Source organism: Cupriavidus sp. 05L411, from assembly GCF_056398045.1.
In genome coordinates, this window is the sequence record NZ_JBFTOQ010000062.1 from 18,541 (window position 1) to 31,369 (window position 12,829).

The 12,829-nt window shown below is 66.3% G+C and carries 13 protein-coding genes; 8 read left to right on the forward strand and 5 right to left on the reverse strand.

What is annotated here, in order from left to right:
- Positions 1-59 precede the first annotated feature (59 nt).
- Positions 60-452 (forward strand): rhodanese-like domain-containing protein, encoded by a 393-nt coding sequence (locus tag AC1DQR_RS36700; protein ID WP_006161304.1) that lies wholly within the window; start codon positions 60-62, stop codon positions 450-452.
- 144 nt (positions 453-596) lie between these two features.
- Here AC1DQR_RS36700 and AC1DQR_RS36705 read toward each other — a convergent pair whose 3' ends face one another.
- The 4 genes from AC1DQR_RS36705 to AC1DQR_RS36720 all read right to left on the reverse strand — a co-directional run bounded on the left by AC1DQR_RS36705 (position 597) and on the right by AC1DQR_RS36720 (position 3,959).
- On the reverse strand, positions 597-854 hold the full coding sequence (locus AC1DQR_RS36705; RefSeq protein WP_006161303.1) for a BTH_I0359 family protein: 258 nt from the start codon (positions 852-854) through the stop codon (positions 597-599).
- A gap of 251 nt (positions 855-1,105) precedes the next feature.
- Complete coding sequence (gene pcaD, locus AC1DQR_RS36710; protein WP_416050183.1) at positions 1,106-1,948, reverse strand: 3-oxoadipate enol-lactonase; 843 nt, start codon at positions 1,946-1,948, stop codon at positions 1,106-1,108.
- 123 nt (positions 1,949-2,071) lie between these two features.
- Positions 2,072-3,163: a DUF3108 domain-containing protein gene (locus AC1DQR_RS36715; RefSeq protein WP_416050182.1), complete on the reverse strand. Its 1,092-nt coding sequence runs from the start codon at positions 3,161-3,163 to the stop codon at positions 2,072-2,074.
- Positions 3,123-3,959 (reverse strand): IclR family transcriptional regulator, encoded by an 837-nt coding sequence (locus AC1DQR_RS36720; RefSeq protein WP_150993486.1) that lies wholly within the window; start codon positions 3,957-3,959, stop codon positions 3,123-3,125. The genes AC1DQR_RS36715 and AC1DQR_RS36720 overlap by 41 nt, the downstream gene beginning before the upstream one ends.
- A 274-nt stretch (positions 3,960-4,233) precedes the next feature.
- Here AC1DQR_RS36720 and AC1DQR_RS36725 point away from each other — a divergent pair, with 274 nt between their 5' ends.
- From AC1DQR_RS36725 to rfaE2, 7 genes are all read left to right on the forward strand, one after another.
- A complete protein-coding gene (locus AC1DQR_RS36725) occupies positions 4,234-5,256 on the forward strand; it encodes a Bug family tripartite tricarboxylate transporter substrate binding protein (protein ID WP_416050181.1) in 1,023 nt (340 codons plus the stop codon).
- Positions 5,257-5,322: 66 nt separating this feature from the next.
- Positions 5,323-6,306, forward strand: coding sequence for a fumarylacetoacetate hydrolase family protein (locus AC1DQR_RS36730; RefSeq protein WP_416050180.1), 984 nt, complete (start codon positions 5,323-5,325; stop codon positions 6,304-6,306).
- Positions 6,307-6,580: 274 nt separating this feature from the next.
- On the forward strand, positions 6,581-7,384 hold the full coding sequence (locus tag AC1DQR_RS36735) for an enoyl-CoA hydratase/isomerase family protein (protein WP_477134816.1): 804 nt from the start codon (positions 6,581-6,583) through the stop codon (positions 7,382-7,384).
- Between the two features lie 69 nt (positions 7,385-7,453).
- Positions 7,454-8,365, forward strand: a complete 912-nt coding sequence (locus AC1DQR_RS36740; protein ID WP_477134814.1) for a PhaM family polyhydroxyalkanoate granule multifunctional regulatory protein — start codon at positions 7,454-7,456, stop codon at positions 8,363-8,365.
- 70 nt (positions 8,366-8,435) lie between these two features.
- On the forward strand, positions 8,436-9,677 hold the full coding sequence (locus AC1DQR_RS36745; RefSeq protein ID WP_416050178.1) for a patatin-like phospholipase family protein: 1,242 nt from the start codon (positions 8,436-8,438) through the stop codon (positions 9,675-9,677).
- A gap of 218 nt (positions 9,678-9,895) precedes the next feature.
- Positions 9,896-10,759 carry a ferritin family protein gene (locus AC1DQR_RS36750; RefSeq protein ID WP_043342844.1) on the forward strand — a complete coding sequence of 288 codons (864 nt, stop codon included), beginning with the start codon at positions 9,896-9,898 and terminating at the stop codon, positions 10,757-10,759.
- Between the two features lie 783 nt (positions 10,760-11,542).
- Positions 11,543-12,037, forward strand: coding sequence for a D-glycero-beta-D-manno-heptose 1-phosphate adenylyltransferase (gene rfaE2 / locus AC1DQR_RS36755; protein ID WP_150992681.1), 495 nt, complete (start codon positions 11,543-11,545; stop codon positions 12,035-12,037).
- Between the two features lie 27 nt (positions 12,038-12,064).
- Here the strand turns inward: rfaE2 and AC1DQR_RS36760 are convergent, their stop codons facing one another.
- The gene (locus tag AC1DQR_RS36760; protein ID WP_416050177.1) at positions 12,065-12,787 is read right to left on the reverse strand and encodes an SPOR domain-containing protein; all 723 of its coding nucleotides are present in this window, start codon (positions 12,785-12,787) and stop codon (positions 12,065-12,067) included.
- Between the last annotated feature and the right edge of the window lie 42 nt (positions 12,788-12,829).

Sequence of the window (12,829 nt, forward strand, 5' to 3'; positions counted from 1 at the left end):
CGCCCGGCCCTACACTGGGGCACATTCGCCCTCATTCCCATTAACGGAAAGCCTTGCCCATGCAACACCTCAGCCCCGGCGACGCGCAAACGCTCCTCAGCGAGTCGCCCGACGCGCTCTTCATCGATTGCCGCAGCGAAATGGAGTACCTGTTCGTCGGGCACCCCAAGGGGGCACACAATGTGCCCTGGAACGATGGCCCCGACTGGGAGGTGAACCCGCATTTCGTGCAGTCGGTGAAGAAGCTCGCTGGCCAGGCATCGGCGCGCCCGGTGTTGCTGATCTGCCGCAGCGGCAACCGCTCGACAGCCGCCGCGCGGGCCCTGGAGGGTGCCGGGTTTTCTACCGTCTACAACGTGCTGCATGGCTTCGAGGGCGACCTCGACGCCGAGCGCCACCGCAATACGCTCAATGGCTGGCGCCATGCCGGGCTGCCCTGGGAACAGTATTAACAGTATTGAATGACCGGAAGCTGGCCGGGAACAGACCCTGAAAGCAAGAAGCCCGCGCTGTGCGCGGGCTTCTTGCTATTTACTCTATGGCTTGGCTTGCCGGCCCGTCACGCGACGCAAAGCTGGCAAAGGCAACCGCGGAGCCTAGTGCATCACTAGCGGGTGAATCATCACTGTATCGAACTTGCCAAGGAAATCATCCACCTCTTCCACCGACGGCTCGCTTTCGATCAGACGCGTCACGTCCGCACGAAAGCTCTCGGCCATCTGGCCACCGAGGAAAATCTCGCGCTTCAGGTTCTTGTCCACGATTTCATAGCCGCCAGAGGCAAGAGGCGCATGCTCGACATCCGCACCAAACTCGACAATGCAGTAATTGTCGCTGTTGTAGATCATTTGCATGGCATACCTCCTGGCTGTCATGGGTCAAGCGGCGGGCGACTGATTATTTCGATAACCGGCACACTGGCCGGCTGCCCTCCGCGATTTCACCTCCAAGCTGAGGGTGTTTGCCGTGTTTTCAAGTTCTGCTTCGGCAAACCGCAGGTTTTAAGCGTTCCCTCACTACATTGGGCAACGGCCATCCCAGCAAGTTCTTGAGTTTGGTGGGAAAGCTATCGCCCGCTGTTCCGCCCTGAGCGCCAAAGTTCATCTCAGGGTACATCGCACTGTGCGCCGCAAGCCGCATTGCCAAGGAAAGCATCCAGCACGCAATGAAAGCGGTCCGCCTGCTCGATATGGGCAAGGTGCGCGGCATGAGGCAGGATTTCGAGCCGGGCACCGGGAATGGCGGCGGCAATCTCGCGTGCCATCGCCGGCGGCGCCCCCAGGTCCTCCTCGCCGGCCACTACCAGAGTAGGACAATGAATCCGCGAAATCGCCCCGGCCAGGTCAAATGCCATGATGGCCTGGCTGGTTCCGACGTACCCGTGCACGGGCGTGGCCAGCAGCATCTCGCGCACGCGGGCCACCTCCTGTGGATGCGCCCCCCGGAATGCCGCGCTGAACCAGCGTTGCATGGTGCTGTCGGCAACGCCCGCCATGCCATGTGCTTCCACATGGCCGATGCGCTCATGCCACATCGGGTGGACATCCATCGGCGTGCGGTTGACGGTCGCGACCAGGGTCAGCGACAGCAAGCGCTCGGGATGGCGCACGGCCGCGGTCTGGCCAATCATGCCGCCCACCGAGACCCCGACGAAATGCGCAGCCGGCACCTCCAGCACATCCATCAGGCAGGCCACGTCGTCGGCCAGGCGGATCATCGAGTAGGCGCCGATCGGCGCATCGCTCTGGCCGTGCCCGCGCAGGTCGTAGCGCAGCACGCGATAACGCGGCGCCAGGTGGCGCGCCGTGGCATCCCACAAGGTGTGATTGGCGCCCAGTGCATGCGCCAGGACCACCCAGGGGCCGTCGCCCCCGTCGATGCGCACGTGCAGGCTGATATCGCCCACGCGCACGCGGCGGGTCTCGGATGGTGGCAGGGTGGCGCTCATGACGGGTCTCCGGATGTTGGTGAAAACACGGTGAACCACAGCGGCGGCCGATGCCGCAGCTTGCGGATGGCTTGAGGACGGCTTGCGGACGGGCTTAAGTCGGCCTGAAGACAGCTCGCAGGCTCAGCGCAGCGGTTCGCTGTCGCGATAAACGAGCTCGATCTGCGTGCCGTCGGGCTCCGTCTGCCGCAGCTTCACTGGCATCCACTGCAGCGACTGCGCCAGCCACACTTCCACGCGCCGGCGATCATTGGCATGGCGCGGCAGCCGCACGAAATGCTTGGCCCGCACCGCGCCATGGCCGGTATCCACGTCCTCTTCCCCCACATACTGCACCTGCATGGGCTCCAGGTCACGCGTATCCGCCACATCGAAGGTCTCCGTCACGCCCGGCGTGGCGTAGCGCTGCGGATTGCCCCGCACCAGCCCCACCAGTTGCAGGAACACGCTGAAACGGTCCTGGCCCGCGGCCGGCAGCGGCTCCTGCTTGCCGCGCCCCTCGAAGACGAGCGTACCGGCAGCGCGATCGAAGCGTGCCGCCTCGACGCGGTTACGGCGGCTCTCCTCATAGCGCTCGGGTGCGAGGCCGCGCTCGTTGAGCGCGCCGGTGCTGTGAAAGGCGAAGCGGAACCACAACACCCGTGTCTCCACCGCGAGCTGGTAGTGCGCGCCGTCGTGCTGCCAGCGGATCAGGCCATCCGGGTTCTGCACGCCGTTGACGAAGCTGGCGTAGTGCAGCAGCGTGGATGGGGGCGCCGAGTAGCGAACGTTGTCAGGGGGCGCCGCGGCCTGCGCGGCCGCCGGCGCGGACGCGGGCGCCGCACTGCTCCCGGCGCTGCCAGCGGCGCTCGCCATGGAAGGGCCGGCGCCAGGCGTGGCAAGCAGCGCTGGCGCCTCAGGGGCGGCGGGGGCTTCAACCGGGGGCGCAGGCGTGGACGTGGGCGTTGGCTCGGCGCGCGCCGCCGGAGGCCGCTTTGGTGCGGCCGGGGCCGGGCGTGGCGGCGCTACGGGTGCCGGCGGCGCCGGCGGCGGCAGCAGGATGGCGTCGAGCGGCGGCGGCGCGGTCGGGTCCCGCGGCAGCCCGGGCATATGCAGCAGGCCCAGCACCGCCAGCAGGTGGGCAGCCAGCACCAGCGCAAGCGCCACCGCCCAGCGCAGGCGGCGCGAGGTCGGCTTACGGGTGAGGGCCGTTCGGCCCGCTCGTCGGGCTGCCACCAAGATAACCAAGCTCCGAAGAAATCTGCCGGGCAATATCGCGCACATGACGATCGACCGTACCACCCCATTCTGCATCGAATACGCTCTGCGCGCCCAGCACGATCAGCGCCATCGCCACGTGGCCGTTGGCATCGAACACCGGCATCGAAAACGCATTGATGCCCGGCAGCACGCCGCCCTTCACACGCGCCGCGCCGTGGGCGCGAACGTCTTCGCAGACCACGTCATAGTCGGCCAGCGAGCGCGGCAGGTCCGGAATATCGTCATGGCCGCGCTCTGCCAGTTCCCGTTCGACCAGCGGCCGCGTCTGTTGTTTCGGCAGGTAGGCGCCGTACAGCCTGCCGGTGGCGGAGTTGAGCATGGGCATCACGTCGCCCAGGCGCAGGCTGACCGTGACCGGGTGGCTGGACTCCTCCCAGTGCACGATGGTCGGGCCGTGGTTGCCCCAGACGGCGATGCCAATGGTCTGGTCCATCTCGTCGCGCAATTGCGACAGGATCGGGCGGGCCTTCTTGACCGGGTCGAGCCGATTGAGGCCGGCGAGGCCCAGTTGCAGCGCGAACGGCCCGAGATCGTAGCGCCCGCCAACCGGGTCCTGCACCACCACGCCGAGCCGCTGGAAGCTGACCAGGTAGCGATGCGCCTTGGCCGGATTCATGTCGGCGGCGGCGGCGAGGTCGCGCAGCATCATGGCGCGCGGCGATGCCGCCAGCGCCTGCAGCAGCTTGAAGCCAACCTCGATCGACTGGATGCCGGAACGCAGTTTGGAATCGTCTTCTTCAGGTTCGGTCATGCGGCAACGGGGGGCAAGAAATTGAAAAAGAAATGCATCAATCACACGTACCGGCTGCGCGCACGCAAAGCAATCATGCCGCCCGGCCCATAAATTTACTATAGCGAAATCGATTTACCAATTTTTAAACCGTCGGTAGACTTTGAGCGCACCTTTGAGCGCACATATACAGGTCGGGGCGAATCGATATCTTCGGCACCGGCCAATACCGGCGCGGGCATGCCGCCATGCAATCCAGATGGCGCGGCGCGGCCGCTTTCTACAGGAGACGAAGATGACCCGCCTTTCCCCCTTCGGCCAACGCGCCGCCCTGCAAGCATGGCGCGCCTGCGCGGCGCCGCTGCTAGCCGCGCTGACGCTGGGCGCCGCCGCGTTCCAGCCCGCCTGCGCCGCCGACAACTGGCCCGCCCAGCCGATCCGCTGGGTCGTGCCCTATCCCGCGGGAGGCGGCACCGACGTCGTGGCGCGCACGCTGGGCCAGGCCATCACGCCGGCGCTGGGCCAGCAGGTGGTGATCGACAACCGCCCGGGCGCGGCCACCATCGTCGGCGCCGATGCGGTGGCGCATAGCAAGCCCGATGGCTACACGCTGCTGACCGCCGATACCGCCACCCTGGCCGCCAATCCGTCGCTGTACAAGAAGCTGCCCTACAACGCCGACAAGGACTTCGTGCATGTGGGGATGGTGGCGCGCTTTCCGCTGATCCTGGTGGCAACGCCGAACTTCCCGGCGCGCACGCTCAAGGAAGCCATCGAATACGTGCAGAAGAACCCCGGCAAGGTGAATTTCGCCTCGCCGGGCGCGGGCAGCCCGCACCACCTGGCCATGGAGCTGTTCATGGACCAGACCAAGACCAGGATGACCCACGTGCCCTACAAGGGCGCCGCGCCGGCGGTGCAGGACCTGCTCGCCGGCCAGGTCGAACTGATGTTCCTTGACCTCGCCTCCGGCCAGCAGAACGTGGCGGCCGGGAAGGTGCGCGCGCTGGGCGTGGCCACGCCCAAGCGCCTGACGGCGCTGCCCACGGTGCCGACGGTGGCAGAAGCCGGCGTGCCCGGCTTCGAAGCCTATGCCTGGCAAGGCGTGGTCGCGCCGGCCGGCACCCCCAAGCCGGTGGTGACCCGCCTGAACGCCGAGCTGGTGAAGGCGCTCAAGAGCGCCGACGTGCAGAAACGCTTCGAAGGCATCGGCGTGGAGCCGGTCTCCAGCACGCCCGAGGAGTTCGCGCAGTACGCGCATGCTGAAGCCGAGCGCTGGGGCAAGCTGATCAAGGCCAAGGGCATCACGGTAGACTAGCGGGCTGCTTTTTCAGCTTTTCCGCTTTTTCCGCTTGATCTGCTTTTTTCCTAACGCACCGCATACATGAAACTCGCCACCCTCAAGGACGGCTCGCGCGACGGCCAGCTCGTGGTTGTCTCGCGCGACCTGAAGACCGCCCACTACGTCAACGATGTCGCCGGCAAGCTCCAGACCGTGCTGGATGACTGGAACTTCTACGCGCCGCAGCTGCAGGACGTCTACGATGCCCTGAACGCGGGCCGCGCGCGCCACCCCTTCGCCTTCGACCCCAGGTCATGCATGGCACCGCTGCCGCGCGCCTACCAGTGGGCCGACGGCTCCGCCTACGTCAACCACGTGGAACTGGTGCGCCGCGCGCGCGGCGCCGAGATGCCGCCGGAGTTCTGGACCGATCCGCTCATGTACCAGGGCGGCTCCGACGACATGATCGGCCCGCATGACGATATCGTGTGCGCCAGCGAAGCCTTCGGCATCGACTTCGAGGCCGAGGTCGCCGTCATCACCGGCGACGTGAAGATGGGCGCCAAGCCCGAGCAGGCCGCCGACGCCATCCGGCTGATCATGCTGGCCAATGATGTATCCCTGCGCAACCTGATCCCCGCCGAGCTGGGCAAGGGCTTCGGCTTCTTCCAGAGCAAGCCGGCTACCGCCTTCTCGCCGGTGGCGGTCACGCCCGACGAACTGGGCGAAGCCTGGCGCGAGCGCCGCGTGCACCTGCCGATGACCGTCCACTGGAACAGCAAGAAGGTGGGCGCGCCCGACTGCGGCACCGACATGGTGTTCGATTTCGGCCAGCTCATCGCCCATATCTGCAAGACGCGCAATGTGCGCGCAGGCAGCATCGTCGGCTCCGGCACCATCTCCAACGTCGACCGCAGCAAGGGCTACTGCTGCATCGCCGAGAAGCGCATGCTGGAGATCATCGACGGTGGCCAGCCGGTCACCGGCTTCATGAAGTTCGGCGACGCGGTCAAGATCGAGATGTTCGATGCGCAGGGCCGCTCGGTGTTCGGCGCGATCGACCAGCTGGTGTCGGCCAAGGACTGAGGCTGAGGGAAACGCCGCGGGCCACGCTGTTTGCCGCTGGCCGCGCGGCGATGGGAGTGCTTATAATTGACCGACCGAACGGTTGGCTAATTGCCGTCGACTGCGCCAGGCAGCCACCGGCGGCGACCCGGGCCGTTTTTCGCGGCCCGGCCCCCACGCGTCACCAAGGAATGGCCCCGGCCATCGCTGCCCCATGACCGCAATCCCTCCGCAAGCGTCCACGCCTTCGTCCACCCCGCTAGCGTCCGGCACGGACAACATTGACGACGCACCGTTGTCGCCACGCTATGACCGCTACCAGGCACTGACCCTGCGCCGGCATGGCCCCATCCTCGAGATCGTGATGGGTGCGCAACAGTCCGCCAACCGCAAGCTGGCCACAGCCGATGCCAATATGCACCGCGAGCTGGCCGAGATCTGGCGCGACGTGTCCGCCGATCCGGACGTGCGCGTGGCGCTGATCCGCGGCGAAGGCAAGGGCTTTTCGGCCGGCGGCGACCTGTCCCTGGTGGAAGACATGGCCAACGATTTCGCCACCCGCACCCGCGTGTGGCACGAGGCCCGGGACCTGGTCTACAACGTGATCAATTGCGACAAGCCGATCGTGTCGGCCATGCACGGCCCGGCGGTCGGCGCTGGGCTGGTGGCTGGCCTGCTGGCCGATATCTCGATCGCGGCCAGGACCGCGCGCATCGTCGATGGCCATACACGCCTGGGCGTGGCGGCGGGGGACCATGCCGCAATCGTGTGGCCCCTGCTGTGCGGGATGGCCAAGGCCAAGTACTATCTGATGCTGTGCGAGTCGGTGAGCGGCGAAGAGGCCGAGCGCATCGGGCTGGTGTCGCTGACCGTGGACGAAGAGGAACTGGTCGAGCGCGCCTTCGACGTGGCGCGCCGGCTGGCCGCCGGGTCGCAGGCGGCAATCCGCTGGACCAAGTACGCGCTGAATAACTGGCTGCGCATGGCGGGCCCCTCGTTCGATGCCTCGCTGGCGCTGGAATTCATGGGCTTTGCCGGCCCCGATGTGCAGGAAGGCGTAGCCAGCCTGCGGCAAAAGCGGCCGCCGCAGTTCGAGTAACGCAGGTAGTTCCGATCAATGCAGTTCCGCAGCCGGCGCCGCCGGCTGCCGACCCCCGGAGGCGAGACCATGTTCGGCCAGATTCCAGATTTCACCAACGGCTTCGAGTTCCTCCGCAAGATGTGGGGCAGTGCCGCCGGCATGCCGGGCGGCCTGATGCCTGGCCTGCAGGCCATGACCCCACCGATGAACCTGGAGGACGTCGACAAGCGCATCCATGACCTCAAGGCCGTGGAAGGCTGGCTGCAGCTCAACACCAACCTGTTGCGCACCACCATCCAGGGCCTGGAAGTGCAGCGCGCCACGCTGGTCGCGCTGCAGACCATCGGCACCGCGCTCTCGCCGGAGGCGATGCAAAGCGCGATGGAAAACGTGGCACGCGCGGCCAACTCGCCCAGCGCGGCGCCCTACCAGCAACCCGCCGAGCCCCCTGCGGCCAGGCGCGTCTGGCCCGAGCCCACGGTCGAGGAAAACGAGGACGAGGAAGACAACGGCCCCGATGCGCCCGAAGCTGGCCAGGCGCAAGAACCGGCCGCGGCAACCGGCCACACTGCCGGCCACGCTGCCGGCCCGGGCGACGCCACCCCGCCGGATGCCAGCCTGTGGTGGGATGTGCTGCAGCAGCAGTTCAACCAGATTGCCAGCAGCGCCGCCACCGCCAGCATGTCGCCGTTTGGAAATCTCGGCAACCTGGGCGCCTTTGGCATGCCTGGCATGCCCGGCACGGCCGCGCCGGAAGCCGCACCCACGCCCTCTCCCGCTCCTGCCGCCGGGCCGGAAGGCAAGGCGCCTGCCAGCAAAGCCAGGCCGGCCCACAAGCCAGCCAGCAAGGCCGCCGGCACCAAGGCCGGGGCCAAGCCGGCCGCCAAACCCGCGCCCAAGGCCACACGCCCGGCCAGCAAGAAATCCGCGGCGGCCAAGCCCGCCGAGCCGGAAGGCAGCGCCAACGGCTCGGCCGATACTTCCGGCGAGCCATCCTGAGCCTGAGCCGCACCTGAGCCACGCGACGCCAGGGGAACCCCGTGATCCAACTTCGGAGCCGACGCCTGCAGTGAAGACCACCTCGCTGATCATGATGGGCGGCGGCGCCCGCGCCGCCTACCAGGCCGGTGTGTTGCGCGGCCTCGCGCGCATCGCCGCGCGGCACGGCCGCGATCGTGGCCGCATTCCCTTCGACATCATCTGCGGCACGTCGGCAGGCGCCATCAACGGCGCCGGCATGGCAATCAACGCGGCCAACTTCCGCGCCGCGGCCGATAGCCTGGCCGCGCTGTGGAGCGGCATCCATGCCGAGGATGTTTACCGCACCGGCATCGTCGGCGTGGGTGCATCCGGCGCGCGCTGGCTCTCCGCGCTGGCCTTCGGCTGGGCCATCCGGCGCGCGCCGCGGGCGCTGTTCGACAACGCGCCGCTGGGCAGCCTGCTCAGCGAACTGTTCGACCCCGAGCGGGTGCAGGCCAGCCTGGATGCCGGCGACCTCCAGGCCTTTGCCGTGACGGCGCTGTCCTATACCACCGGGCGTCACGTCACTTTCTACCAGTCACACCGCCGCATCCATCCGTGGCGCCGCAGCCAGCGGCTGGCCGTGGAAGCCAGGATCGGCGTGGACCACCTCCTGGCGTCGTCCTCCATCCCCTTCCTGTTCCCAGCGCTGCCGCTGGAGCTCGAAGGCCACCATGAGTGGTTCGGCGACGGCACCATGCGCCAGATGTCGCCCCTGTCGCCGGCCATCCACCTGGGCGCGTCTCGCATCCTGGCCATCGGCGCGGCCTCCCGCCAGCGTCCCGGCTGGTTCGACACCGTGCCGGCCGGCGGCTACCCGTCGCTGGCGCAGGTGGGCGGCCAGGCCCTGGCCAGCATCTTCCTCGACGGGCTCAGCGCTGACCTGGAACGGCTGCAGCACATCAACAGCCTGCTCTCGCGCATGCCGGAGATCGCCAACGACCGCGAAGGCTGGCGCCCGGTGCAGGTGATGACGATCTCGCCCAGCGAGCCCATCGAATCCATTGCCGCGACGCATGTGCAACAACTGCCCCGCACCGTGCGCGCCCTGCTGACGCCGTTGGGCGGCACCGAAGCGCGCGGCGCGGCCTTTGCCAGCTACCTGCTGTTCGAGCCCGAGTTCACCCAGGCCCTGATCGACCTGGGCGAGAAAGACGCCCTGGCGCAACAGCACGAACTCGCGGCGTTCCTCTATGATGTCATCCCGCCCGATGATGGCGATGACGCGAACGCAACGCCCGCACGGACGGTTACACTTGATGTCGAACCACCCGCCGGTGTGACGGCCTGACTTAAGGGCACAACGGGCTTGCCGCATCGTCGGACTTGGCGCAGAGCAGCGCATACCGCTCTTTCTCGCACGATTAAAAGCAAGGAAAGGCGCGATATTCGCCCATAAATTGGGCATCGTGCAGGTTCAGCCGCAAACACCCCCTTCCTTTGCGCTTAAAAAGGCATTGGGAATAATTCGCATCTGGTAGAATCTGCCCGTAATTTCAAAGGCTTACCATGCTCTACCCCGAACTGTTCAAATCGCTGGAAGCGGTACGTTGGCACATGGACAAGGACATCCCCTGGGATTCCTTCGACCCGAGCTTGCTCACTGACGACCAGGCCAAGACGATCCGCATGAATGCCATCACGGAATGGTCGGCCCTGCCCGCCACCGAGATGTTCCTGCGCGACAACCGCCACGATTCCGACTTTTCGGCCTTCATGAGCATCTGGTTCTTTGAAGAGCAGAAGCATTCGCTGGTGTTGATGGAATACCTGCGCCGCTTCCGCCCGGACCTGGTGCCGACCGAAGAAGAGCTGCACGCCGTGCGTTTCGAGTTCGACCCGGCCCCGCCGCTGGAAACCCTGATGCTGCATTTCTGCGGCGAGATCCGCCTCAACCACTGGTACCGCCGTGCCGCCGAATGGCACACCGAGCCGGTGATCAAGCAGATCTACCGCACCCTGTCGCAGGATGAAGCCCGCCACGGCGGCGCCTACCTGCGCTACATGAAGAAGTACCTGAACCAGTTCGGCGACAGCGCCCGCTCGGCCTTCGCCAAGATCGGCGTGCTGATGGCCTCCGCCCGCCGCACTGAAAAGCCGCTGCACCCGACCAACCTGCACGTCAACAAGGCGTTGTTCCCCAACGACACCATCCAGTCGCGCCTGCCGGACCCGGACTGGCTCGAGCACTGGCTCGACGAGCAGATCCGCTTCGACGAAGGTTGGGAGAAGAAGGTGATCGAGCGGATCCTGCACAATATGTCGCTGCTGTTCGAGCGCACTTTCGAGACCGTGCAGGATTTGAACCGGTATCGGAAGGAGTTGAATGTGCGCTTGCAGGCGGCGGGTGGTGCGCAGCCGGCGCAGGCATAAGGTTGGTTTTTGGGCTGGGGGTGTCGTTTTGGCGCCTTCGGCGGGRCGGGCCCCATCGGATGATGGGGTTTTGTTTTTTTGGGGTGTTGGAATTTGGCTGGTGGTTGGTTGTGGCCGCAACTGCAACGGCTTAACGTCAACTTCAACTGCAGTTTCACCACCCCTGCGGGGCGGCGACCTACTTTTTTGTCTTGCCAAAAAAGTAGGCAAAAAAGGCGCGCCGGATGGGGCGACACCCCCTCGGGATTCGACGAAAAGAGCGGCCGGGACCCAAACTCGCATCGCCTTAACACCTCCACGGCTCGCTTCGCATCGCGCGTGGGTGTTTCCCGCCTGGGGGCGGGAAACACGGCTACCACAGAGGGATCATATTTCGATTCGGTGTAGCCGTGATTTGCGCCTGTGGGCGGAAATCACCTCCCCGCGATGCGMAGCGAGCCGTSTGCCTTTCATCTCCCGTTATGGGGCGCCTCGTCGGAAGGCAAAAGGAGCGGAAACGAGGGGGCCATGTTTGAGCATCGCCCTAAGGCGATGTGAGTTTGGCCCCCGGCCGCTCTTTTTGCCTTCCGACGAGGAGTCTTTCGCCCCATCCGGGTCGCTTCTTTGCCTACTTTCTTGGCGAGACAAGAAAGTAGGTCGCCTCCCCGCAGGGGAGGTGAAACTGCCTTTGACTTTCAGCTTTTGTCTTTGAAGTTGAGCGGTTGAAGTTAAGCAGTTGACATTGAAGTTGCGCCCTCACCCGAAGACAATCGCAGAACCCACCGGCTACCCAACACCTCCATCATGCCCCCCCCAACCTTCGAATCCAAACTAGTCCCCCCCGACAACCCAACCGCGCTAGCAGAAAAACTAGCCACCCTCCCCCGCCCGCTAGTCTTCACTAACGGCGTCTTCGACATCCTCCACCGCGGCCATGCCACCTACCTGGCGCAAGCCAAGGCCCTGGGCGCCAGCCTGGTGGTCGGCGTCAACAGCGACGCGTCAGTGCGCATGCTCGGCAAGGGTGACGACCGTCCCCTGAACCACGAATCGGATCGCATGGCGCTGATCGCGGCGCTGGCATCGGTGGATCTGGTCGTGATGTTCCGCGAGAAAACGCCGGTCGAGCTGATCCGGCTGGTGCGCCCGGACATCTATGTCAAGGGCGGCGACTACGACATCGATACGCTGGAAGAAACCCGCCTGGTGCGCAGCTGGGGCGGCCAGGCGCATGCCATCGCGTTCCTGCACGACCGCTCCACCACCAAGCTGCTGTCCAAGGTACGCCAGGGCAGTTGAGCGAAGCAGCAAGCGCTGACGCACGGCTCAAGTGCAGGTCAGCAAGTCCTGCGCGCCATAGCGCTGGCGCATCTCGTCCAGCCGCGTGCGCAGTGCCGCGTCGGCGTTGCGCACGCGCAGCCACTGGCGCGTCAGCGGATGCGGCGTGTCGGTCAGCACCGCGGTGCGCACGCCGTGCTCGCGCAGGTTGTCGAGGAAATGCTCGGCATGCTCGCGCTCCTGGAACAAGCCCAGCGAGACCGTATAGGTTTCCGGCGAGCCGGCGCTGACCACCGATACGTCGGTGATATTGCGCCGGCGCAACTCGCCGAGCTTGCGCTGCAGGTTCTCGCGCGAGGCCTGCGGCGGCAGGTGGACCCACCAGCGCGCCTGCTCCTGCCGCTCGAACTGTTCCACGCGCCAGGCGCCGGGCGGCGCGCCGGCCAGCTCATCGGCCACCTTGCGCACCAGCTCCCCGTTGAAACCACCGATCTCGACGCAAGCCATGGCTGGCGCGCCGGCTTGGGGAGTGGCTGCGGTTGTGGTTGTGGTTGCGGCTGCCGCAGTGGCGGGCTCGGATGCCGCCCGCTTGCCGCTTGCCTGCGGCATCTGGCGGAAGCGTTCGGCGCGCGCCTGCTGGGCAGCGCGTTCGGGCTCTCGCGCGCTTTCCAGCCAGCCGGCCAGCGGCTGTGGGCCGAACGCGCCCAGCACAGCAGCCAGCAGCAGCGCATTGAGCAAGACCAGCAGGATGAAAAGGCTTCGTTGGAGCATTGGGGGCGATGCAGGGGTGGAGCGACGGGGTGAAGAAGGCGA

Excerpts from the sequence above, each read along its gene's own strand:
- AC1DQR_RS36700 (WP_006161304.1), top strand. The coding sequence starts at position 60 with ATGCAACACCTCAGCCCCGGCGACGCGCAAACGCTCCTCAGCGAGTCG.
- AC1DQR_RS36705 (WP_006161303.1), bottom strand. The coding sequence starts at position 854 with ATGCAAATGATCTACAACAGCGACAATTACTGCATTGTCGAGTTTGGT.
- pcaD (WP_416050183.1), bottom strand. The coding sequence starts at position 1,948 with ATGAGCGCCACCCTGCCACCATCCGAGACCCGCCGCGTGCGCGTGGGC.
- AC1DQR_RS36720 (WP_150993486.1), bottom strand. The coding sequence starts at position 3,959 with ATGACCGAACCTGAAGAAGACGATTCCAAACTGCGTTCCGGCATCCAG.
- AC1DQR_RS36725 (WP_416050181.1), top strand. The coding sequence starts at position 4,234 with ATGACCCGCCTTTCCCCCTTCGGCCAACGCGCCGCCCTGCAAGCATGG.
- AC1DQR_RS36730 (WP_416050180.1), top strand. The coding sequence starts at position 5,323 with ATGAAACTCGCCACCCTCAAGGACGGCTCGCGCGACGGCCAGCTCGTG.
- AC1DQR_RS36740 (WP_477134814.1), top strand. The coding sequence starts at position 7,454 with ATGTTCGGCCAGATTCCAGATTTCACCAACGGCTTCGAGTTCCTCCGC.
- AC1DQR_RS36750 (WP_043342844.1), top strand. The coding sequence starts at position 9,896 with ATGCTCTACCCCGAACTGTTCAAATCGCTGGAAGCGGTACGTTGGCAC.
- rfaE2 (WP_150992681.1), top strand. The coding sequence starts at position 11,543 with ATGCCCCCCCCAACCTTCGAATCCAAACTAGTCCCCCCCGACAACCCA.
- AC1DQR_RS36760 (WP_416050177.1), bottom strand. The coding sequence starts at position 12,787 with ATGCTCCAACGAAGCCTTTTCATCCTGCTGGTCTTGCTCAATGCGCTG.